This window comes from Streptomyces aurantiaciflavus (genome assembly GCF_049808595.1).
Taxonomy (GTDB): Bacteria; Actinomycetota; Actinomycetes; order Streptomycetales; family Streptomycetaceae; genus Streptomyces.
This window is the reverse complement of record NZ_JBNCAQ010000038.1, coordinates 76697-94799: the sequence shown is the minus strand read 5'-3', so window position 1 is coordinate 94799 and position 18103 is coordinate 76697. Positions and strand designations below refer to the sequence as shown.

Here is an 18103-nt window from a genome sequence, read left to right as displayed (position 1 = left end):
CCCGGCAGCAACCACCCCCACCCGCACCCCACCGGAGGTGTGGCGCACACCTCCCCCCACCCCCCGGAACCGATCCGACCGCCCCCCGCGTCTAGGGGGACGTGCAGCGTCAAGGCTCCATCGGCGGCAGCGCCGCGATCCGCATCCGTGCGACCGGGAGTGTCCTCCTGGTCGCACACCTCATGTTCGTCGCCTGGTTCACACTGCGCCCCCTGCACGTCCCCTGGGTGATGCCCACCAACCTCCACCCGTTCGCCGGCATCCGCGCCGACCTCCAGTTGGGCTGGCCGGAGGCGGCCCGCCGCATAGGCGAGGGCCTCGCCCTTCTCACCCCCCTCGGCGTCCTGCTCCCGCTGGTCCACGGCAGACTGCACGCCTCCCCCCTCGCCTCCCTGATCCGCACGGTCACGGCAGGCGCCCTGCTCTCCCTGGCCATCGAACTCCTGCAGACCGGAGTCCCCGGCCGGGTCGTGGACATCGACACCCTCCTCCTGAACACCGCGGGCGTCGCCCTCGCGCACGCCGCGGTCGTCCCGGCCACCCGCGCCTGGCTCCGCCATCGCACCGAGCTCCGCGACCGCCCCGCGGCCCGCCAGGACGAGCCGGCTCAGGGTCGTACCCCGACGATTCCCAGGGTCGGGATCGCCCCGTAGAGCGACGTTTCGCCCCCTTCGTCTCCTTAGCGTGGAAGACAGACGAGGCAGCCACCGGAGGCCGCCTCGGACCTACGCTCACGAAGGAGCCGCAGATGTCCAGCAGCCTCGCCCGCCCCACCCACGGCCGCATGATCGGCGGAGTGTGCGCCGCGCTGGCCCGCCGCTTCCACATGTCCCCGACGACGATGCGTGTGATCTTCCTGCTGTCCTGCCTGCTGCCGGGCCCGCAGTTCCTGCTCTACATCGCGCTGTGGATCTTCCTGCCGTCCGAGGACAAGGCACGCACGGCCTGGTGAGCACGCACGGCCTGGTGAGCACGCACGGCAAAGCCGTTGGGGCGCACCTGGATTCACCCAGGTGCGCCCCAACGGCGTGTGTGGAGAAGGCGCCTCAGCCCAGCGGGGTCCCGTTGGCCGACACACCCTGCGTGGGCAGGCCCTGGCCGACCGGCAGGCCGCCGATCAGACCGGCGACCGGCTTGGCCTGGTCCTCGGAGAGGGCCAGACCCTCGGAAACGGGCTGCGTGGCGGTCAGGCCCTCGGCGAGCGCCGGCTGGGCCTGGTCCAGCACCTGACCGGCACCCCCCGTCACCTCGCTCCCGGCGCCGTTCTGCCCCGGGAACGCCTGGACGCCATGGAGCACCTGGGGGGCGTCGGGGAGGGGCGCGGCGGCGTTGGCGGCACCCGCACCGGCGGCGGCGAAGGCGGCACCGAGAGCGGCGACACCGAGGGTCTTGGCAGCAGACTGCTTCATGTTGAATGCGTCCTCGAATACGGGAAACTTAAGCGGTGCCCGACCGTAAACACGGACAGGCACCCTCCGCAAACACCGAAATGCGGACGGACGGTGAAGGTCAGCCCGTGTTCGGATTCCCGAAACAGGCCGCGCTCAGCCCTCTTCGCTCACAGAGCCGCTGGTGGAAGCGGTCTGCTGGAACAGCCATTCGGACTTCAGCTCGGCATAGCCGGGCTTGATCACGTCATTGATCATGGCCAGCCGTTCATCGAAAGGAATGAATGCTGACTTCATAGCATTGACTGAGAACCATGCGAGATCATCGAGCGTGTAACCGAATGCGTCGACAAGGTGCTCGAATTCCCGGCTCATGCTCGTACCGGACATCAGACGATTGTCCGTGTTGACGGTGGCGCGGAAGTGAAGCCGGCGCAGGAGCCCGATCGGGTGCTCGGCGTAGGAGGCGGCGGCCCCGGTCTGCAGGTTGGAGCTGGGGCACAGTTCGAGCGGGATGCGCTTGTCGCGGACGTAGGAGGCGAGCCGTCCGAGCTTCACCGTGCCGTCCTCGGCGACCTCGATGTCGTCGATGATGCGCACACCGTGGCCGAGCCGGTCGGCGCCGCACCACTGCAGGGCCTGCCAGATGGACGGCAGCCCGAAGGCCTCGCCGGCGTGGATGGTGAAGTGGTTGTTCTCGCGCTTGAGGTACTCGAAGGCGTCGAGATGCCGGGTGGGCGGGTAACCGGCCTCCGCGCCCGCGATGTCGAAGCCGACGACGCCCAGGTCCCGGTAGCGGTTGGCGAGTTCGGCGATCTCCAGGGCGCGGGCGGCGTGCCGCATGGCGGTGAGCAGGGCGCCGACGCGGATGCGGTGGCCGTTCGCCCGGGCGAGCCGCTCCCCTTCCCGGAAGCCCTGGTTGACGGCCTCGACGACCTCCTCGAGGCTCAGGCCGCCCTCCAGGTGCTGCTCGGGCGCGTACCGGACCTCGGCGTAGACGACACCGTCCTCGGCGAGGTCCTCGGCGCACTCGCGGGCGACCCGTACGAGCGCGTCGCGCGTCTGCATGACGCCGACGGTGTGCGAGAAGGTCTCCAAGTACCGTTCCAGGGACCCGGAGTCGGCGGCCTCCCGGAACCAGACGCCGAGCCTGGCGGGGTCGGTCTCGGGGAGGCGGGAGTACCCGGCGTCCCGGGCGAGGTCGACGATCGTGCCGGGGCGCAGCCCGCCGTCGAGGTGGTCGTGCAGCAGAACCTTGGGCGCCCGGCGGATCTGGTCCGAGCTCGGGGTGACGCCCTTCTGGATGCTCTGGCTCGTCATTTTCGCACTCTAACTCCTACGCGCGTAGATCACCGGGTGTACAACTCCGTCGATATGTAACGGTGACCGCACGGACGGGTGGAGTACACCGCCTCTTCTGACACTGTTCTGTCATGGGACAGCAAGCGACACCGGTGCGGGCGGCCAGGCTGGGAAAGGTGGTCGGCCCCGAGCCGGAGACGGTGAGCGGGGTGGTGCTGCTGCTCCCGGGCGGTGACGAGGTCTCCGACCGCAGACCCTCGCCGCTGTGGACGGGCGGCCCGGTCCGCGCCCTCGGGCGCAAACTCGCGCGGGCGGGACGGCGGGAGGGGCTGGCCGTCCACGTCGTGCACTACCGCTTCCGCGGCTGGAACGGCAGCGAGGCCCATCTCGCCGCCGACGCGGCCTGGGCCGCCGACGAGGCCGTACGGCGCTACGGTGACGTCCCCGTGTGTCTGGCGGGCGTCGACATGGGCGGGCGGGCCGCGCTGCACGCGGGTGGGCACGAGGCCGTCAACTCGGTGCTGGCGATCGCCCCCTGGCTGCCGGAGGAGGATGTGGCGGCGCCACTCGAACCGGTGAAGCAGCTGGTGGGGCGGCGGGTGATGATCGTGCACGGCACGAACGACGAGCGGACCGATCCCGAGTTGTCGTTCCGGCTGGCGGCGCGGGCGAAGAAGGTGAACCGGGAGGTGTGCCGGTTCGAGGTCCACTCGGACGGGCACGGGTTGCATCAGTACCGGGAGGAAGTTCTCTGTCTTGCGGAGGACTTCGTGGTGGGGGTGTTGTTCGGGCGGGGGTTCTCGCGGCCTGTGCATGACGCGATGGAGGCTCCGCCGCCGCTGGGGTTGAGGATGCCGTTGGCTGCGGGGTTCGGTAAGTCGTTGAGGCGGTAGCGCCGTTGGGGCTGTCTTCTTCGAGGTGCGGGTTCGTCGCGGCTGGTCGCGCCCGCGCGGCGGAGCCGCATACCGATGCAGCCCCGCGCCCCTGGGTGGGCTGCCCTCGCGTCGGCGGCAAGCCCCCTCTTCACGTCGGCCGACACCCCCGGTCCTTCACGCCAGCAGATTCCCTCTTCTCGACAGCAGGAACTTCTTGAAGGCGGCGACCGGGGGTGTGTCCGGGTGGCCGTCCAGCCAGGCCACGCCGATCTCTCGTACCGCTCTTGGAGCCGTGACCGTCAGTTCCACCACGCCCGGGCGGGGCACGGCGGGCGGGGGGAGCAGGGCCACGCCCAGGCCTGCTGCCACCAGGCCCCTCAGGGTTTCCGCCTCCTCGCCCTCGAAGGCGATGCGGGGCTTGAAGCCGGCCTCCTGGCAGAGGTCGTCGGTGATGCGGCGCATGCCGTAGCCCGGCTCCAGGGTCACGAAGGTCTCGTCGGCGGCCTCGGCGAGACGGACGCGTCTGCGGGAGGCGAGGCGGTGGTCGGCGGGGACGACCAGGCGGAGTTTCTGTTCGTCGAGGCGGCGGGCGACGAGGTCGGGGGCGTCCGGGACGGGCGAGGTCAGACAGAGGTCGAGTTCGCCCGCCCGCAGGCGTTCGATCATCGCCTCGCCGTAGTTCTGGACGAGGCTGAAGCGGACGCGGGGGTGGTCGGCGCGGAAGGCGTGGATCAGGCCGGGGACGGTCTCGGCGCCCATGGTGTGCAGGAAGCCGAAGGCGACCTTGCCGGTGGCGGCGTCGGCGTCGGCGCGCACCTCGTCGGCGGCCTTCCCGATCTCCGCGAGGGCGCGTTCGACGGAGGTGAGGAAGGTGCGTCCGGCGGGGGTGAGGGAGACGGTCCGGCCGCGGCGGGCGAAGAGGTCGACGCCGAGGTCCTGCTCCAGGCGGACCATCGCCCGGGACAGCGTGGACTGCGGGACCCGCATCTCCTGCGCGGCCCGTGTGACGTGCTCGGTGCGGGCGACGCCGGCGAAGTACGCGAGCCGCGGGGCGAGCAGTGTGACGATGTCTTCTGTGTCACTGGACGGTGACAGGCGCTCCTGTGACCTCTGCTGATGCACCATGGGAACGATTATGGCGATTCCATGCATTGGACGGAACAGCGGAGGCGTCCGTAGGTTCGAGGCATGTCTCCCGCCAGTACCGGGGCGTCCACCACCGTGGGCGCCGTCACGTCCGTTCCCTCCTCCGACTCCCGTATGGCCCCGGGCGGCCCCGGCTACCGCCGGATGAGCTTCGCCCTCTTCCTGGCCGGCGTGGCGACCTTCGCCCTGCTGTACTCCACGCAGGCGCTGCTGCCGCTGATCTCCGGCGAGTTCGGGGTCGCGGCGAGCGAGGCGAGCTGGACGGTCGCGGCGGCGACCGGCGGACTGGCGTTGTTCGTCCTGCCGATGAGCGCCCTGTCGGAGCGCTACGGCCGCCGTACGGTGATGACGGCATCGCTGGCCGTCGCGGTGGGCGTCGGCGTGCTGGTCCCCTTCGCCCCCTCCCTGGGCTGGCTGGTCGTGCTGCGGGGGGTGCAGGGCGCGGCCCTGGCCGGGCTGCCCGCCTCCGCCACCGCCTATCTCGCCGAGGAGGTCCGTCCGCGCGCCCTGGTCACGGCGATCGGCCTGTTCGTGGCGGGCAACAGCGTCGGCGGGATGAGCGGCCGGGTGATCACCGGCTGGGTCGCGCAGGAGTGGGGCTGGCGGGTCGCCCTCGGGGTGATCGGCGCGGTCGCGGTGGCGTGCGCGGTGGCCTTCCGTCTGCTGCTGCCGGCCCCGAAGCACTTCGCGCCGGGCTCGCTGCGCCCCCGCGTCCTGGCCCGCACCGTCCGCGACCACCTCGCCAACCCGCTGCTGTGCCGCCTGTACGCGATCGGCGCGCTGTTCATGACCGTCTTCGGCGGCGTGTACACGGTCATCGGCTACCGCCTCACGGAGGAGCCGTTCTCCCTCCCGCAGGGCATCGTCGGCTCGATCTTCCTGGTGTACCTGGTGGGGACGGTGTCGGCGTCCACGGCGGGCCGGCTGGTCGGCCGCCTGGGCCGGCGCGGGGCCCTGTACCTGGCGGGCGGCACCACGGCGACGGGTCTGCTGCTCTCCCTCGCCGACTCCCTGCCCCTGGTCCTGCTGGGCCTGGTCCTGATCACGGCGGGCTTCTTCGCGGGTCACGCGGTGGCGTCCTCGGCGGTCAGCAAGACGGCGACGACCGGCCGGGCGCAGGCCTCCGCGCTGTACCAGTCCGCGTACTACATCGGCTCCAGCGCGGGCAGCACGGTCGGCGCGACGGCCTTCCACGCGGGCGGCTGGGCCGGCACGGTCGGCGTGGGTGTCCTGGCGGTGCTGGGCGTTGTGACGATCACGGTGTTCGGGACGCGGGCGGCGCGCCTCGCGGCCCGGCGGGGACCGGTGGCCGCGCACTGAGGCTCCCCCGCCGCGATTCCCCCTGCTCAGAACCGGTTGTCAGTGATCGCCGCTAGCTTCGGCGGTGGCAGCTGGTGCGAGCAGGGGGTTCGTTCATGGAGTTCAGGGTCGACCGCGGTGATCTCGTCGAGGCGGTGGCGTGGGCGGCCCGCGCCCTGCCCGCGCGGACGCCGGTCCCGGTGCTGGGCGGACTGCTGCTGGAGGTGTCGGCGGGGCGGCTGAGCGTGTCGGGGTTCGACTTCGAGACTGCGGCGCGGATCGAGACGGACGCCGAGGTGACGGCGGACGGGCGGGTGCTCGTCCTCGGGCGCCGGCTGCTGGACATCTGCAAGGTGCTGCCGGACGGCCCGGTGAGCTGTGCCGTGGACGGATCCCGCTTCACGGTCGAGGCGGGCGGCACGAGCTTCGGCCTGTCGACCCTGCCGCGCGAGGAGTACCCCACCCCGCCCGCGCCCCCGGAGGCGTACGGCACCGTGGACGCGGCCGCGTTCGCCACGGCCGTCGCCCAGGTCGCGGTGGCGGCGGGCCGCGACGACACCCTCCCGGTACTGACGGGTGTGCAACTCCGCCTGACCGGTGACGAGATGACCCTGTCGGCGTCGGACCGGTACCGGTTCGCGGTGCGGCGGCTGGAGTGGAAGCCGCAGACCGCGGCGGAGACCGGCGAGGACGTGGTATCCCTGCTGCCCGCCCGCCGCCTGCTCGACGTGGCGCGGTCGCTGGCGCGCTGCGCAACGGTGCGGATCGGCCTGGACCACGGCCCGGGCGGCGGCGGTCCCGTCGGTTTCGAGGGCGGGCGGATGCGGTCGGTCGTACGGCAGCTGGACGGGCGGCTGCCGGGGTACGGGAAGCTGTTCGACATGACGGGGGCGTCGGTCGCCGAGGTGGAGTGCGAGGCGCTGACGGAGGCCGTACGGCGGGTGGCGGTGGTGGCGGAGGCGAACAGTCCGGTGCGGCTGGACTTCTCGGCGGACTCCGTCCTGCTGCGGGCCGGGTACGGCGACGACGTGGCGGCGCAGCGGCTGCCCGCCGTGCTGAGCGGCGCCGAGGAGGTCACGGTGGCCTTCAACCCGGCGTATCTGCTGGACGCGCTGGCCTCCTTCGAGGCGACGGGACTGCGGCTGGAGCTGCTGGGCACGGGCCAGCGGGCGCTGCTGGGCGCGGCGGACGCGCCCGAGGCCCACCGGCACCTCCTCATGTCCGTGAAGCAGCTGGTCTGACCTGCGCTTTTCGGCGACTCGGCGGGCCGTTGTCAGTGGCCTGCGGTAGCTTCCGAGGTACTGGGCGCACAGGCGCGTGACAGACCGGCCACAGGAGCGGGTGGACGACGATGACCGACGGTACGGCGACGATGGACGACCTGGACGCCAGGCTGGAGAGGCACCGGGTCGAGCTGACGGGGTACTGCTACCGGATGCTCGGTTCCTCCTTCGAGGCCGAGGACGCGGTGCAGGACACGCTGGTGCGCGCCTGGCGGAGCTACGACAAGTTCGAGGGCCGCTCCAGCCTGCGCTCGTGGCTCTACCGCATCGCGACGAACGTGTGCCTGGACATGCTGACGGCGGGCAACAAGCGCGCCCGCCCGATGGACCTCTCGGAGTCCACGCCGCTCGCCCGGGCGGCCCTGTCCCCACGTCCCGACAACACCTGGCTGGAACCGATGCCGGACACACGCGTGCTGCCGACCGTCGAGGACCCGGCCGAGGCGGCCGTCGCCAAGGAGTCCGTGCGCCTCGCCTTCATGGCCGCCCTCCAGCAACTGCCGCCCAAGCAGCGGGCGGTGCTCATCCTGCGCGAGGTGCTGGCGTGGAAGGCGAGCGAGGTGGCCGAACTGCTGGGCACCTCGGTCGCCTCGGTCAACAGCGCGCTCCAGCGGGCCCGCGCGACCCTCGCCGAGCAGCAGGACAAGGCGGCCGGAGCGGCCGTGTCGAACCCGCTGGACGAGGAGCAGCAAAAGCTCCTGGAGCGCTATGTGGCCGCCTTCGAGGGCTATGACATGACGGCGCTGACGGCCCTCCTCCACGAGGACGCGGTCATGACGATGCCGCCGTTCGACCTGTGGCTGACCGGCCATGACGACATCACGGGCTTCATGACCACGCTCGGCTCGGCCTGCGCGGGCTCGCGGCTGCTGCCGGTCCAGGTCAACGGCCTGCCGGGCTTCGCCCAGTACAAGCCGGACCCCGAGGCGGGCGGGTTCGCGCCGTGGGCGATCCAGGTCCTGGAGATCTCAGACGGCCGCCTCACCGGCTTCCACTTCTTCCTCGACACCAAGCGCTGGTTCCCTCTCTTCGGCCTCCCCCTCCACCTCGAAGCGGAGCCCGACCAGGTCGAGCAGGGCAAGTAGCGCGGGATCGGGGTCGCGCAGCCGGATGCGTCCCCCGCCCCGGCGGGCCGCCAGCTGAAGCCGGGCCAGCAGGTCGACGGACACCAGCCCCGGTGGCCCGAGTCCGGCGACGTCGCACACCACGACCCGCGTCCCGTTTCTCTCCAGCAGTTCCCGTACGTCGTCGCAGAGTCCCGCCACCTGGTCACGGGTGACGGGACCGGCCAGGGCAAGTACGGGGGGTGTCGTCGCGTCCACGAACGGTAGACCGCGCCCACCCGCACAACTCATCGTCAGCAAGCCCCTAACCAGCGCTCCCATTTGCCTAAAGCCTTTAGGCAAATGCATACTCCCCTCGAAGGAGCACCTACAAGACACCCAGAACGCAAGGACACCCGATGGCGCGCGCAGGTCTGACCCCGGAACGTCTCGCCCGGGCAGGGGCGGAACTGGCCGACGAGGTCGGCTTCGACCAGGTGACCGTCTCGGCGCTCGCCCGGCGCTTCGACGTCAAGGTCGCGAGCCTCTACTCGCACGTCAGGAACTCCCAGGACCTCAAAACGAAGATCGCCCTGCTCGCCCTGGAGGAGCTGGCCGACCGCGGCTCGGCCGCACTGGCCGGCCGAGCGGGCAAGGACGCCCTGACCGCCCTGGCGAACGTGTACCGCGACTACGCCCGCGAACACCCCGGCCGCTACGCCGCGGCCCAGTTCAGACTTGAGCCGGAAGCAGCCGCGGCCGGCGCGGGCGCCCGCCACTCCACGATGACCCGGGCGATCCTGCGCGGCTACGACCTCACGGAACCGGACCAGACCCACGCGGTCCGCCTCCTGGGCAGCGTCTTCCACGGCTACGTCAGCCTCGAACTGGCCGGCGGCTTCAGCCACAGCGCCCCCGACTCCCAGGAGTCCTGGACCCGCATCCTGGACGCCCTCGACGCAACACTGCGGAACTGGCCCACGACGGCAGCGGGCCGCGGTGGCGCGTCAGCGCCCGCCTCTTAGGGCCTGTCCGGCGGATCATGCCGCAGAAGCGGGGCTTGCACGCCCCTCTGCGGCGATGAGTCACCGCCGGTTCCCTGCGACTTGATCCGCCGGCCAGGCACCAGCTCCTCGCAGCCGACCCGGACGGTGGCGGCAGGCAGCCGTACGCCCCACCCGTGACGGGGTCGGCGCACCACCGCGGCCCCGGTCCGGCGGCACCACCTCAGCCCAGAACCCCGACCACCAGGTTGCCCTCATGATCACCACGCCCCTCACCCCCGACCTCCTGCGCGGCGCCCTCGAAGTGGAGCGCACCGAGCAGGGTCTCCTCCCGCACCGCCTGCCGGCAGCCGCCCGCGCCCAGTGCGGCGACGCCCAGCTCGCCATGGCGGAGGCCCAGCCCTCCGGCGTACGCCTGGTCTTCCGCACCCGGGCCACCACCCTCGAACTGGACACGCTGCCCACCAAGCGCGTCTACGTGGGCGCCCCACCCCGCCCGGACGGCGTCTACGACCTGCTGGTCAACGGCCGCCTGACCGCCCGGGCGAGCGTCACGGGCGGCAACACGATCACCATCGACATGACCACCGGCACCTTCGAGCACCGCCCGGGCCGGCCCGGCACGCTCCGCTTCACCGATCTGCCCGAGGGCAGCAAGGACATGGAGATCTGGCTCCCGCACAACGAGACCACCGTACTCGTGGCCCTGCGCACCGACGCCCCCGTGGAGGCCGCACCGGCCTCGGACCGCAGGGTCTGGCTGCACCACGGCAGCTCGATCAGCCACGGCTCCGACGCGGCGAGCCCCACCGGCATCTGGCCCGCCCTCGCCGCCTCGCTGGGCGGCGTGGAGCTGATCAACCTCGGCCTGGGCGGCAGCGCCCTGCTCGACCCGTTCACCGCCCGCGCGCTCCGGGACACCCCCGCCGACCTGATCAGCGTCAAGATCGGCATCAACCTGGTCAACACCGACCTGATGCGTCTGCGCGCCTTCGGCCCCGCCGTCCACGGCTTCCTGGACACGATCCGCGAGGGCCATCCGACGACACCGCTGCTGGTCGTCTCCCCGATCCTCTGCCCCATGCACGAGGACACGCCCGGCCCCAGCGCCCCGGACTTCAGCGACCTCGGCACCGGGCAGCTCCGGTTCGTGGCCATGGGCGACCCGGCGGAGGTCGCGAGCGGCAAGCTGACCCTGGGCGTCATACGCGAGGAGCTGGCCCGGATCGTCGACCGGCGCGCGGCCGACGACCCGAACCTCCACTACCTCGACGGCCGCGGCCTCTACGGCGAGACCGACGCGGCGGAGCTGCCCCTCCCCGACCAGCTCCACCCGGACGCCACCACCCACCGCCGCATGGGCGAACGCTTCGCCGAGCTGGCCTTCGGCGAGGGCGGCGCCTTCCGGTAGCCGAGCCGGCCCGGCTCACGACGGCTCCGGCTCAGGAGATGCGCTCCAGCACCACCGGCGACGCCGAGTACGCCGTACCCGGCGCGGCGATGTCGTACGAGCCCTCCACGGACTGCAGGGCGTAGTCGAAGCGCTCGGGGGTGTCGGTGTGGAGGGTCAGCAGGGGCTGGCCCTCGGTCACCGTGTCGCCGGGCTTGGCGTGCAGCTCGACGCCGGCGCCCGCCTGCACCGGGTCCTCCTTGCGGGCGCGGCCCGCACCCAGGCGCCAGGCGGCGACGCCGATGTCGTAGGCGTCGAGACGGGTCAGGACGCCCGACGACGGGGCCTTCACCACGTGCTGCTCCTTCGACGTGGGCAGCGGCGCGTCGGGGTCGCCGCCCTGGGCCGCGATCATGCGGCGCCAGACGTCCATCGCGGAGCCGTTGGCGAGTGCCTTCGCCGGGTCGGCGTCCCACACGCCGGCCGCGTCGAGCATCTCGCGGGCCAGGGCGACGGTCAGTTCCACCACGTCGGACGGGCCGCCGCCCGCGAGGACCTCGACCGACTCGCGGACCTCGAGGGCGTTGCCCGCGGTCAGGCCCAGCGGGGTCGACATGTCCGTGAGCAGGGCGACCGTCCTGACGCCGTGGTCGGTGCCGAGACCCACCATGGTCGACGCCAGCTCCCGGGCGTCCTCCAGCGTCTTCATGAAGGCGCCGGTGCCGACCTTCACGTCCAGCACCAGCGACCCGGTGCCCTCGGCGATCTTCTTGGACATGATCGAGGACGCGATCAGCGGGATCGCCTCGACGGTGCCGGTGACGTCCCGCAGGGCGTACAGCTTCTTGTCGGCCGGGGCCAGCCCGTCGCCGGCCGCGCATATCACCGCACCCGTCCCGTTCAGGACGGACAGCATCTCCTCGTTGGAGAGCAGGGCGCGCCAGCCGGGGATGGACTCCAGCTTGTCGAGGGTGCCGCCGGTGTGGCCGAGGCCGCGGCCGGAGAGCTGCGGGACGGCCGCGCCGCAGGCGGCGACCAGCGGGGCCAGCGGGAGGGTGATCTTGTCGCCGACGCCGCCGGTGGAGTGCTTGTCGGCGGTCGGGCGGGACAGGGACGAGAAGTCCATGCGCTCGCCGGAGGCGATCATCGCGGCCGTCCAGCGGGCGATCTCGCGGCGGTTCATGCCGTTGAGCAGGATCGCCATGGCGAGGGCCGACATCTGCTCGTCCGCGACCTCACCGCGGGTGTACGCGTCGATGACCCAGTCGATCTGCTCGTCGCTGAGCTCGCCGCGGTCGCGCTTGGTGCGGATGACGGAGATGGCGTCCATGGCCATGGCGTTCCTTCCGGTGGTGCAGAAGTCGTGGTGCGGAAGTCGGTGCCGAGGCCTGTGCGGGCCGCGGCACGTGGGCGGCCCCTCTGCGGGGGTCAGAGGGGCCGCACGGGAGTCACTTGAGGTGGTCGGGGCCGAAGGCCTGCGGAAGCATCTCCGCCAGCGGCAGGATCCCCGCCGGCGTCTCCAGCAGCAACTCGGGGCCGCCGAACTCGTACAGCAGCTGCCGGCAGCGGCCGCACGGGACGAGGATCTCGCCGCGGCCGTCCACGCACGTGAAGTGGGTGAGGCGGCCGCCGCCGGTGCGCTGCAGCTCCGAGACCAGCCCGCACTCGGCGCACAGGCCGAGCCCGTAGGAGGCGTTCTCGACGTTGCAGCCGGAGACCGTACGGCCGTCGTCGACGAGGGCCGCGACCCCGACCGGGTAGCCCGAGTACGGGGCGTACGCGTGGCTCATGGCCTCCCGGGCCGCCTCGCGCAGGGCGTCCCAGTCGACGGTGGCGGCCGGGGTCACTTGCCCTGTCCCTTCCGGTACGGCAGGCCGTCCGCCTTCGGCATCCGCAGCCGTTGCGCCGACAGGGCGAGCACGATCAGCGTGATGACGTACGGCGTGGCGGCGACGACCTGGTTGGGGACCTCGTTGGTGCCGGCGTACCAGGCCCACACCAGCGCGCCGACGACCAGGGTGATCACGGCCTGGAGGTACTTCTTGCGGACGGCCAGCCAGATCGCGCCGATGACCAGCAGCAGCGCGCCGAGCAGCAGCAGCGCGTGGACGTTCGCCGAGCCGCCGCGCAGGTTGAGGCTGTCGGTGTAGCCGAAGAGGCCGGCGCCGATGGCGAGTCCGCCCGGCATCCAGTTGCCGAAGATCATCGCGGCGAGACCGATGTAGCCGCGGCCGCTGACCTGGCCCTCCAGATAGAAGGGGTTGGCCACGATGGACAGGAAGGCCCCGCCGAGGCCGGCCAGACCGCCGGAGATGATCACAGCCAGGTACTTGTACTTGTAGACGTTGACGCCGAGGGACTCGGCCGCGACCGGGTTCTCGCCGCAGGAGCGCAGGCGCAGGCCGAACGCGGTGCGCCACAGGATCCACCAGGTGGCGGGGACCAGCGCGACGGCGATCAGGGTCAGCCAGGAGACGTTGGTGACCAGGCCGCCGAGCAGGCCCGCGATGTCCGAGACGAAGAACCAGCCCTTGGCGTTGAGGTCGCGGAGGGCGTCGGACAGACCCGGCACCGTGAAGTTGCCGAGGGACTCGACCGCCGGGGACTGCTTGGCGGAGCCGCCCGCGTGGCCCTCGAAGGCGAGGGGGGCGAGGTAGCGGGTGGCGCCGAGGGCGAGGATGTTGATGGCCACACCGGAGACGATGTGGTTGACGTTGAACGTGATGGTGACGAAGGCGTGCAGCAGACCGCCGACCGCCCCGCCGACGATGCCGACCAGGACACCGGTCCACGGGCCCCACTGGAATCCGGCCCAGGCGCCGAACCAGGTGCCGAGGATCATCATGCCCTCGAGGCCGATGTTGACGACACCCGCGCGCTCGGCCCACAGACCGCCGAGACCGGCGAGTCCGATCGGCACGGCCAGCTGGAGCGCGGTGGACATCTGGCTGACGTTGGTGATGCCGTCCGCGCCGGTGATGATGCGGACGATCGAGGTCAGCGCCAGGGCTCCGGCGATGACCAGCAGCAGGACGGGCCACGACAGGCGGCGGCCGGTCGGCGCCGCGGGCTGCAGCGTGGGCTGGTTGACGTCGACCGCTGAGGTCTGCGGTGTGGTCATCGGCCGGCCACCTCCTTCGAGTTCTTGGCGTTGGTGCCGCCGGCGGCGCCGAGGACGTGACCGGCGGCCAGTTCCGCGCCGACGCGGCGCTGCTGGCGGCGCAGGCCCCACTCGCGCACGGCCTCGTAGGAGACGACGACGGAGAGGACGATCAGGCCCTGCATGATGACCGCGATCTCCTTGTCGTAGCCGTGGAAGTCCAGCTCGGGCGAGGCCTTGTCGAGCCAGGCCCACAGCAGGGCGGCGAAGGCTATGCCGACGGGGCTGTTGCGGCCGAGCAGGGCGATGCCGATGCCGAGGAAGCCGATGCCGGTGGGGAAGTTCAGGCTGTAGGTGTGGGTGTCGCCGAGCAGGATCGGCAGGCCCGCGAGACCGGCGATGGCGCCGGAGATCAGCATGGCGGTGAGCACCATCCGCTTGGGGTCGACACCGCTGGCCGCGGCGGCCGACTCGGAGGCGCCGGAGGCGCGCAGGTCGAAGCCGAAGCGGGTGCGGTTGAGGACGACCCAGTAGCCGATGCCGAGCAGCACGGCCAGGATGACCAGGCCGTAGATCTCACCGGCCGCGCCCATGTCGATGCCGGGCACCCAGCCGGACTCGTGCATCTCGCCCGTGGTGTTGTTGTTGCCGACCTTCACGCCGAAGACGCTGGGCAGCCACAGGTAGCCGATGACGGAGGTCGCGATCGCGTTGAGCATGATCGTGGCGACGACCTCGCTGACGCCGCGGGTGACCTTGAGGACACCGGCGATGCCGGCCCAGAACGCGCCGGTGAGGACGGCGGTCAGGAGCAGCAGCGGGATCTGGATCGCGGCCGGCAGGTTCATGTGGGCGCCGACGACGGCGGCCATCATGGCGGCGAGCTGGTACTGGCCGTCGACGCCGATGTTGAACAGGTTCATCCGGAAGCCGATGGCCACCGCGAGCGCCGCGATGTAGTACATCGAGGCCTGGTTGATGATCAGGACCTGGATGTCGGAGAACGACGCCTGCTCGAACATGAGGGTGAACGGCTCGACCGGGTTCTTGCCCGAGGCGATCAGCACGATCGCGCTCAGCACGAAGGCCACGGCGAGCGCGATGACCGGTCCGGCCACCGCGAGGAGCACGCGCTCCTTGTCGAACTTCTTCATCAGCGGGCCTCGTCTTCCGGAGACTCGGGGGCGTCGGCCGAGGTCTCGGGGGTCTCTTCGTGTTCGAGGTGTCCGGTGGCGGCACCGGTCATGGCGGAGCCGAGCTCCTCCGGGGTGATGGTGGCAGGGTCGGCGTCGGCGACCAGCCGGCCGTTGTAGATCACCCGGAGGGTGTCGGACAGGCCGATCAGCTCGTCCAGGTCGGCGGAGATCAGCAGCACGGCCAGGCCCTCGCGGCGGGCCTCGCGGATGTGGTCCCAGATCGCGGCCTGCGCGCCGACGTCCACACCGCGGGTGGGGTGGGCGGCGATGAGGAAGCGCGGCTTGTGGCTCATCTCGCGGCCGACGATCAGCTTCTGCTGGTTGCCGCCGGAGAGGGAGGCGGCGGTGACGTCGATGCCGGGGGTGCGGACGTCGTACGCCTCGACGATGCGGCGGGTGTCCGCCTGGGCCGCCTTCGGGTCCAGCCAGACGCCCTTGGCGTTGGGCTTCTCGGTGACGTGGCCGAGGATGCGGTTCTCCCAGAGGGGGGCCTCCAGGAGCAGGCCGTGGCGGTGGCGGTCCTCGGGGATGTAGCCGATGCCCTGCTCGCGGCGCCTGCGCGTGGGCCAGGCGGTGATTTCCTCGTCGATCAGCGTGATCGTGCCGGAGTCGGCGTGCTTGAGGCCGATCAGCGCGTCGACCAGCTCGGTCTGGCCGTTGCCCTCGACACCGGCGATGCCCAGGACCTCGCCGGCGTGGATGGTGAAGGTGATGTCGTCGAGGAGGGCCTTGCCGCCGGCCGCCTCCAGGCGCAGCTTGTCCACGGTGATGACCGGGCGGTCGGTGACCGTGGACTCGGCCGTCTCGGGCGTGGGCAGCTCGCTGCCGACCATCATCTCGGCGAGCTGACGCGGGGTGGTCTCGGCGGGGACGGCCGTGCCGACCGTCGTACCGCGGCGGATGACGGTGATCTCGTCGGCGACGGAGAGGACCTCGCCGAGCTTGTGGGAGATGAAGATGACCGACAGGCCTTCGGACTTCAGCTCGCGGAGGTTGTCGAAGAGCGCCTCCACCTCCTGCGGCACGAGGACGGCGGTCGGCTCGTCCAGGATCAGCGTGCGGGCACCGCGGTAGAGGACCTTGAGGATCTCCACGCGCTGGCGGGCGGCGACGCCGAGTTCCTCGACCAGCCGGTCGGGCTCGACGCCGAGGCCGTAGCGCTCGGAGATCTCCTTTATCTTCCGGCGGGCCTTGGCGCCGATGCCGTACAGCTTCTCGCTGCCGAGCACGACGTTCTCCAGGACCGTGAGGTTGTCGGCGAGCATGAAGTGCTGGTGGACCATGCCGATGCCGCGGGCGATGGCGTCGGCCGGCGACGAGAAGCCGACCTGCTCGCCGTCGATCGCGATGGTGCCCTCGTCCGGCTTCTGCATGCCGTAGAGGATCTTCATCAGCGTCGACTTGCCGGCGCCGTTCTCGCCGACGAGGGCGTGGACGGTGCCCTTGCGGACGCTGAGGTGGATGTCGTGGTTGGCCACGACACCCGGGAAACGCTTGGTGATCCCGGCGAGTTCGACGGCGGTCACTTGACCGTTGACCGCCGCTCCGGCCGGAGGGCTGCTGGACGCGTTGATGGCGCACTCTCCTGGGGACGGGGGCCGTCTACGCGCGTAGCGCCCCTACGGCATACAAAGGGGCCGACGCACCGCGACCAACGGGGTACGGGGAGCTCGGCTCCCCGTACCCCGTCGAGCGGACGCAACCCCGCGGTTACACGCTGCTCAGGGTGTTGTTGCTCAGCTGCTCTTGACCTTGATCGCGCCGCTGATGATCTTCTCCTTGGCCGTCGTGAGGGCTGCCTGGAGGTCGGCGTCGGACGCGAACTTCGGGTTGGAGTTCGACAGGCCGACCTCGCCGGTCTTCAGATCGCCCCTGACGATACCGGTCTCCGGCTTACCGTCCTTGACCGACTTGGAAAGGTTGTACACCGCCTTGGCAACGTCCTTCATCGCCGAGGTGAGGATGAAGTCCTTGTACTGGGCGAGGGCTTCCTGCTTGTACTGGTCGGAGTCGACGCCGATCGCCCACACCTTGTTGGCGGCGGCGGCCTCGATCACGCCCTGACCGGACAGACCGGCGGCGGCGTAGACGACGTCCGCCTTCTTCTCGATCTGGCCCTCGGCGGCCGTCTTGCCCTTGTCCGGGCTGGAGAAGCCACCCTCCTCGGCCGTCTGGGTCAGGTACTGGGAGAGAACCTTGACCTTGGGGTTGGTGTCCTTGACGCCCTGCTCGAAGCCCGCCTGGAACTTGTGGATCAGCGGGATGTCCACGCCGCCGACGAAGCCGACGACGTTGCTCTTGGTGCTCTTGGCGGCCGCGACACCGGCGAGGTAGGACGCCTGCTCCTCGGAGAAGACCAGGTCGGCCACGTTCTTCGCGTTGATCGTGGAGTCGTCCACGATGCCGAAGGTGGTGTTCGGGAACTTCGCCGCGGCCTCCTTGACGGCCGACGCGTACGCGTAGCCGACGCCGATCACCGGGTTGTAGCCCTGCTTCGCCAGCGACACCAGGCGCTGGGTCTTGTCGGCGTCGGTCTCGCCCTCGGTGGGCTCGATGTCGGCCGTCGCGTAGCCGAACTCCTTCTTCGCCTGCTCCAGGCCCGCGAACGCGGCGTCGTTGAAGGACTGGTCGCCCTTGCCGCCGACGTCGTACGCGAGGGCGAGGCCCTTGCCGCCCTTCGAGTCCGAGGACCCCGACGAGGCCGCCTCGGTCGAGGTGCCGCCGCAGGCGGAGAGAGCGAGGGCCAGGGAGGCGGTCGCTGCGCCTGCGACCGTGATCCGGGAAATCCGGCGCATGTGTGGTGCTCCTAGTCGTACAAGCGCCGGACGGTTCGGCTACGGCGCTGGCTTCGCCGCAGATTAACGCGCGTAGACCTGCCTGAAAACCCCTTCTGTCCACCTTGTTATGCGCCCGTGGCCAACGTGAGCGAGAGCCTGCTCACATGCTTGCCGAGTGCGAAGAGAGGGTGGCGGTGGGTGATATGTGACGGAACGTCGAAGCGGGGGGGGGGGCGGGGGGGGCCCCCCCCCCCCCCGCGGGGTGGGGGGGGGGGGGGGGGCGCGCCCCCCGCCGGCCGG

The 18103-nt window shown here is 71.3% G+C and carries 18 protein-coding genes; 8 read left to right on the top strand and 10 right to left on the bottom strand.

Annotated features, from left to right (window positions below; translation table 11 throughout):
• The first annotated feature begins 101 nt into the window (after positions 1–101).
• Together ACPT94_RS34615 and ACPT94_RS34610 are read left to right on the top strand one after the other, a co-directional pair.
• The gene (locus tag ACPT94_RS34615) at positions 102–653 is read left to right on the top strand and encodes a VanZ family protein (protein WP_425247668.1); all 552 of its coding nucleotides are present in this window, start codon (positions 102–104) and stop codon (positions 651–653) included.
• Between the two features lie 95 nt (positions 654–748).
• Entirely contained in the window at positions 749–952 is a 204-nt protein-coding gene (locus tag ACPT94_RS34610; RefSeq protein WP_360334793.1) for a PspC domain-containing protein, read from the top strand.
• Positions 953–1046: 94 nt separating this feature from the next.
• Here the strand turns inward: ACPT94_RS34610 and ACPT94_RS34605 are convergent, their stop codons facing one another.
• Together ACPT94_RS34605 and ACPT94_RS34600 are read right to left on the bottom strand one after the other, a co-directional pair.
• Positions 1047–1409, bottom strand: a complete 363-nt coding sequence (locus tag ACPT94_RS34605; RefSeq protein ID WP_360334796.1) for an ATP-binding protein — start codon at positions 1407–1409, stop codon at positions 1047–1049.
• Between the two features lie 135 nt (positions 1410–1544).
• Complete coding sequence (locus ACPT94_RS34600; RefSeq protein WP_360334799.1) at positions 1545–2708, bottom strand: adenosine deaminase; 1164 nt, start codon at positions 2706–2708, stop codon at positions 1545–1547.
• A gap of 113 nt (positions 2709–2821) precedes the next feature.
• Here ACPT94_RS34600 and ACPT94_RS34595 point away from each other — a divergent pair, with 113 nt between their 5' ends.
• Complete coding sequence (locus ACPT94_RS34595) at positions 2822–3583, top strand: alpha/beta hydrolase (RefSeq protein ID WP_360334802.1); 762 nt, start codon at positions 2822–2824, stop codon at positions 3581–3583.
• A gap of 156 nt (positions 3584–3739) precedes the next feature.
• Here the strand turns inward: ACPT94_RS34595 and ACPT94_RS34590 are convergent, their stop codons facing one another.
• Positions 3740–4690, bottom strand: coding sequence for a LysR family transcriptional regulator (locus ACPT94_RS34590; RefSeq protein WP_360334805.1), 951 nt, complete (start codon positions 4688–4690; stop codon positions 3740–3742).
• Positions 4691–4753: 63 nt separating this feature from the next.
• Here ACPT94_RS34590 and ACPT94_RS34585 point away from each other — a divergent pair, with 63 nt between their 5' ends.
• The 3 genes from ACPT94_RS34585 to ACPT94_RS34575 all read left to right on the top strand — a co-directional run bounded on the left by ACPT94_RS34585 (position 4754) and on the right by ACPT94_RS34575 (position 8378).
• The gene (locus tag ACPT94_RS34585) at positions 4754–6031 is read left to right on the top strand and encodes an MFS transporter (protein WP_425247667.1); all 1278 of its coding nucleotides are present in this window, start codon (positions 4754–4756) and stop codon (positions 6029–6031) included.
• A gap of 95 nt (positions 6032–6126) precedes the next feature.
• Positions 6127–7251 carry a DNA polymerase III subunit beta gene (dnaN, locus tag ACPT94_RS34580; RefSeq protein WP_425247666.1) on the top strand — a complete coding sequence of 375 codons (1125 nt, stop codon included), beginning with the start codon at positions 6127–6129 and terminating at the stop codon, positions 7249–7251.
• A 110-nt stretch (positions 7252–7361) separates the two neighbouring features.
• Positions 7362–8378, top strand: coding sequence for a sigma-70 family RNA polymerase sigma factor (locus ACPT94_RS34575; protein WP_425247665.1), 1017 nt, complete (start codon positions 7362–7364; stop codon positions 8376–8378).
• Here ACPT94_RS34575 and ACPT94_RS34570 read toward each other — a convergent pair.
• Positions 8262–8648, bottom strand: coding sequence for an STAS domain-containing protein (locus ACPT94_RS34570; protein WP_360335204.1), 387 nt, complete (start codon positions 8646–8648; stop codon positions 8262–8264). The genes ACPT94_RS34575 and ACPT94_RS34570 overlap by 117 nt on opposite strands.
• Before the next feature lie 107 nt (positions 8649–8755).
• Between ACPT94_RS34570 and ACPT94_RS34565 the strand changes: the two genes are divergently transcribed.
• Complete coding sequence (locus ACPT94_RS34565; RefSeq protein ID WP_360334817.1) at positions 8756–9361, top strand: TetR/AcrR family transcriptional regulator; 606 nt, start codon at positions 8756–8758, stop codon at positions 9359–9361.
• 235 nt (positions 9362–9596) lie between these two features.
• Positions 9597–10751 carry a GDSL-type esterase/lipase family protein gene (locus ACPT94_RS34560; RefSeq protein ID WP_425247664.1) on the top strand — a complete coding sequence of 385 codons (1155 nt, stop codon included), beginning with the start codon at positions 9597–9599 and terminating at the stop codon, positions 10749–10751.
• A 31-nt stretch (positions 10752–10782) separates the two neighbouring features.
• Here ACPT94_RS34560 and ACPT94_RS34555 read toward each other — a convergent pair whose 3' ends face one another.
• The 6 genes from ACPT94_RS34555 to ACPT94_RS34530 all read right to left on the bottom strand — a co-directional run bounded on the left by ACPT94_RS34555 (position 10783) and on the right by ACPT94_RS34530 (position 17821).
• Entirely contained in the window at positions 10783–12066 is a 1284-nt protein-coding gene (locus ACPT94_RS34555) for a thymidine phosphorylase (protein WP_360334823.1), read from the bottom strand.
• A gap of 112 nt (positions 12067–12178) precedes the next feature.
• On the bottom strand, positions 12179–12577 hold the full coding sequence (locus tag ACPT94_RS34550; protein WP_360334825.1) for a cytidine deaminase: 399 nt from the start codon (positions 12575–12577) through the stop codon (positions 12179–12181).
• Positions 12574–13851, bottom strand: a complete 1278-nt coding sequence (locus ACPT94_RS34545; RefSeq protein WP_360334828.1) for an ABC transporter permease — start codon at positions 13849–13851, stop codon at positions 12574–12576. Before ACPT94_RS34545 ends, ACPT94_RS34550 begins: the two co-directional genes overlap by 4 nt.
• Complete coding sequence (locus ACPT94_RS34540; protein ID WP_360334831.1) at positions 13848–14984, bottom strand: ABC transporter permease; 1137 nt, start codon at positions 14982–14984, stop codon at positions 13848–13850. Before ACPT94_RS34540 ends, ACPT94_RS34545 begins: the two co-directional genes overlap by 4 nt.
• Positions 14984–16552, bottom strand: a complete 1569-nt coding sequence (locus ACPT94_RS34535; protein ID WP_425247663.1) for an ABC transporter ATP-binding protein — start codon at positions 16550–16552, stop codon at positions 14984–14986. The genes ACPT94_RS34540 and ACPT94_RS34535 overlap by 1 nt, the downstream gene beginning before the upstream one ends.
• Positions 16553–16762: 210 nt before the next feature.
• Positions 16763–17821 carry a BMP family lipoprotein gene (locus ACPT94_RS34530; RefSeq protein WP_360334837.1) on the bottom strand — a complete coding sequence of 353 codons (1059 nt, stop codon included), beginning with the start codon at positions 17819–17821 and terminating at the stop codon, positions 16763–16765.
• Positions 17822–18103: the final 282 nt, after the last annotated feature.

Excerpts from the sequence above, each read along its gene's own strand:
- ACPT94_RS34530 (WP_360334837.1), bottom strand. The coding sequence starts at position 17,821 with ATGCGCCGGATTTCCCGGATCACGGTCGCAGGCGCAGCGACCGCCTCC.
- ACPT94_RS34605 (WP_360334796.1), bottom strand. The coding sequence starts at position 1,409 with ATGAAGCAGTCTGCTGCCAAGACCCTCGGTGTCGCCGCTCTCGGTGCC.
- ACPT94_RS34575 (WP_425247665.1), top strand. The coding sequence starts at position 7,362 with ATGACCGACGGTACGGCGACGATGGACGACCTGGACGCCAGGCTGGAG.
- ACPT94_RS34570 (WP_360335204.1), bottom strand. The coding sequence starts at position 8,648 with ATGAGTTGTGCGGGTGGGCGCGGTCTACCGTTCGTGGACGCGACGACA.
- ACPT94_RS34600 (WP_360334799.1), bottom strand. The coding sequence starts at position 2,708 with ATGACGAGCCAGAGCATCCAGAAGGGCGTCACCCCGAGCTCGGACCAG.
- ACPT94_RS34560 (WP_425247664.1), top strand. The coding sequence starts at position 9,597 with ATGATCACCACGCCCCTCACCCCCGACCTCCTGCGCGGCGCCCTCGAA.
- ACPT94_RS34590 (WP_360334805.1), bottom strand. The coding sequence starts at position 4,690 with ATGGTGCATCAGCAGAGGTCACAGGAGCGCCTGTCACCGTCCAGTGAC.
- ACPT94_RS34545 (WP_360334828.1), bottom strand. The coding sequence starts at position 13,851 with ATGACCACACCGCAGACCTCAGCGGTCGACGTCAACCAGCCCACGCTG.
- ACPT94_RS34555 (WP_360334823.1), bottom strand. The coding sequence starts at position 12,066 with ATGGCCATGGACGCCATCTCCGTCATCCGCACCAAGCGCGACCGCGGC.
- ACPT94_RS34595 (WP_360334802.1), top strand. The coding sequence starts at position 2,822 with ATGGGACAGCAAGCGACACCGGTGCGGGCGGCCAGGCTGGGAAAGGTG.
- dnaN (WP_425247666.1), top strand. The coding sequence starts at position 6,127 with ATGGAGTTCAGGGTCGACCGCGGTGATCTCGTCGAGGCGGTGGCGTGG.
- ACPT94_RS34565 (WP_360334817.1), top strand. The coding sequence starts at position 8,756 with ATGGCGCGCGCAGGTCTGACCCCGGAACGTCTCGCCCGGGCAGGGGCG.
- ACPT94_RS34610 (WP_360334793.1), top strand. The coding sequence starts at position 749 with ATGTCCAGCAGCCTCGCCCGCCCCACCCACGGCCGCATGATCGGCGGA.
- ACPT94_RS34585 (WP_425247667.1), top strand. The coding sequence starts at position 4,754 with ATGTCTCCCGCCAGTACCGGGGCGTCCACCACCGTGGGCGCCGTCACG.
- ACPT94_RS34540 (WP_360334831.1), bottom strand. The coding sequence starts at position 14,984 with ATGAAGAAGTTCGACAAGGAGCGCGTGCTCCTCGCGGTGGCCGGACCG.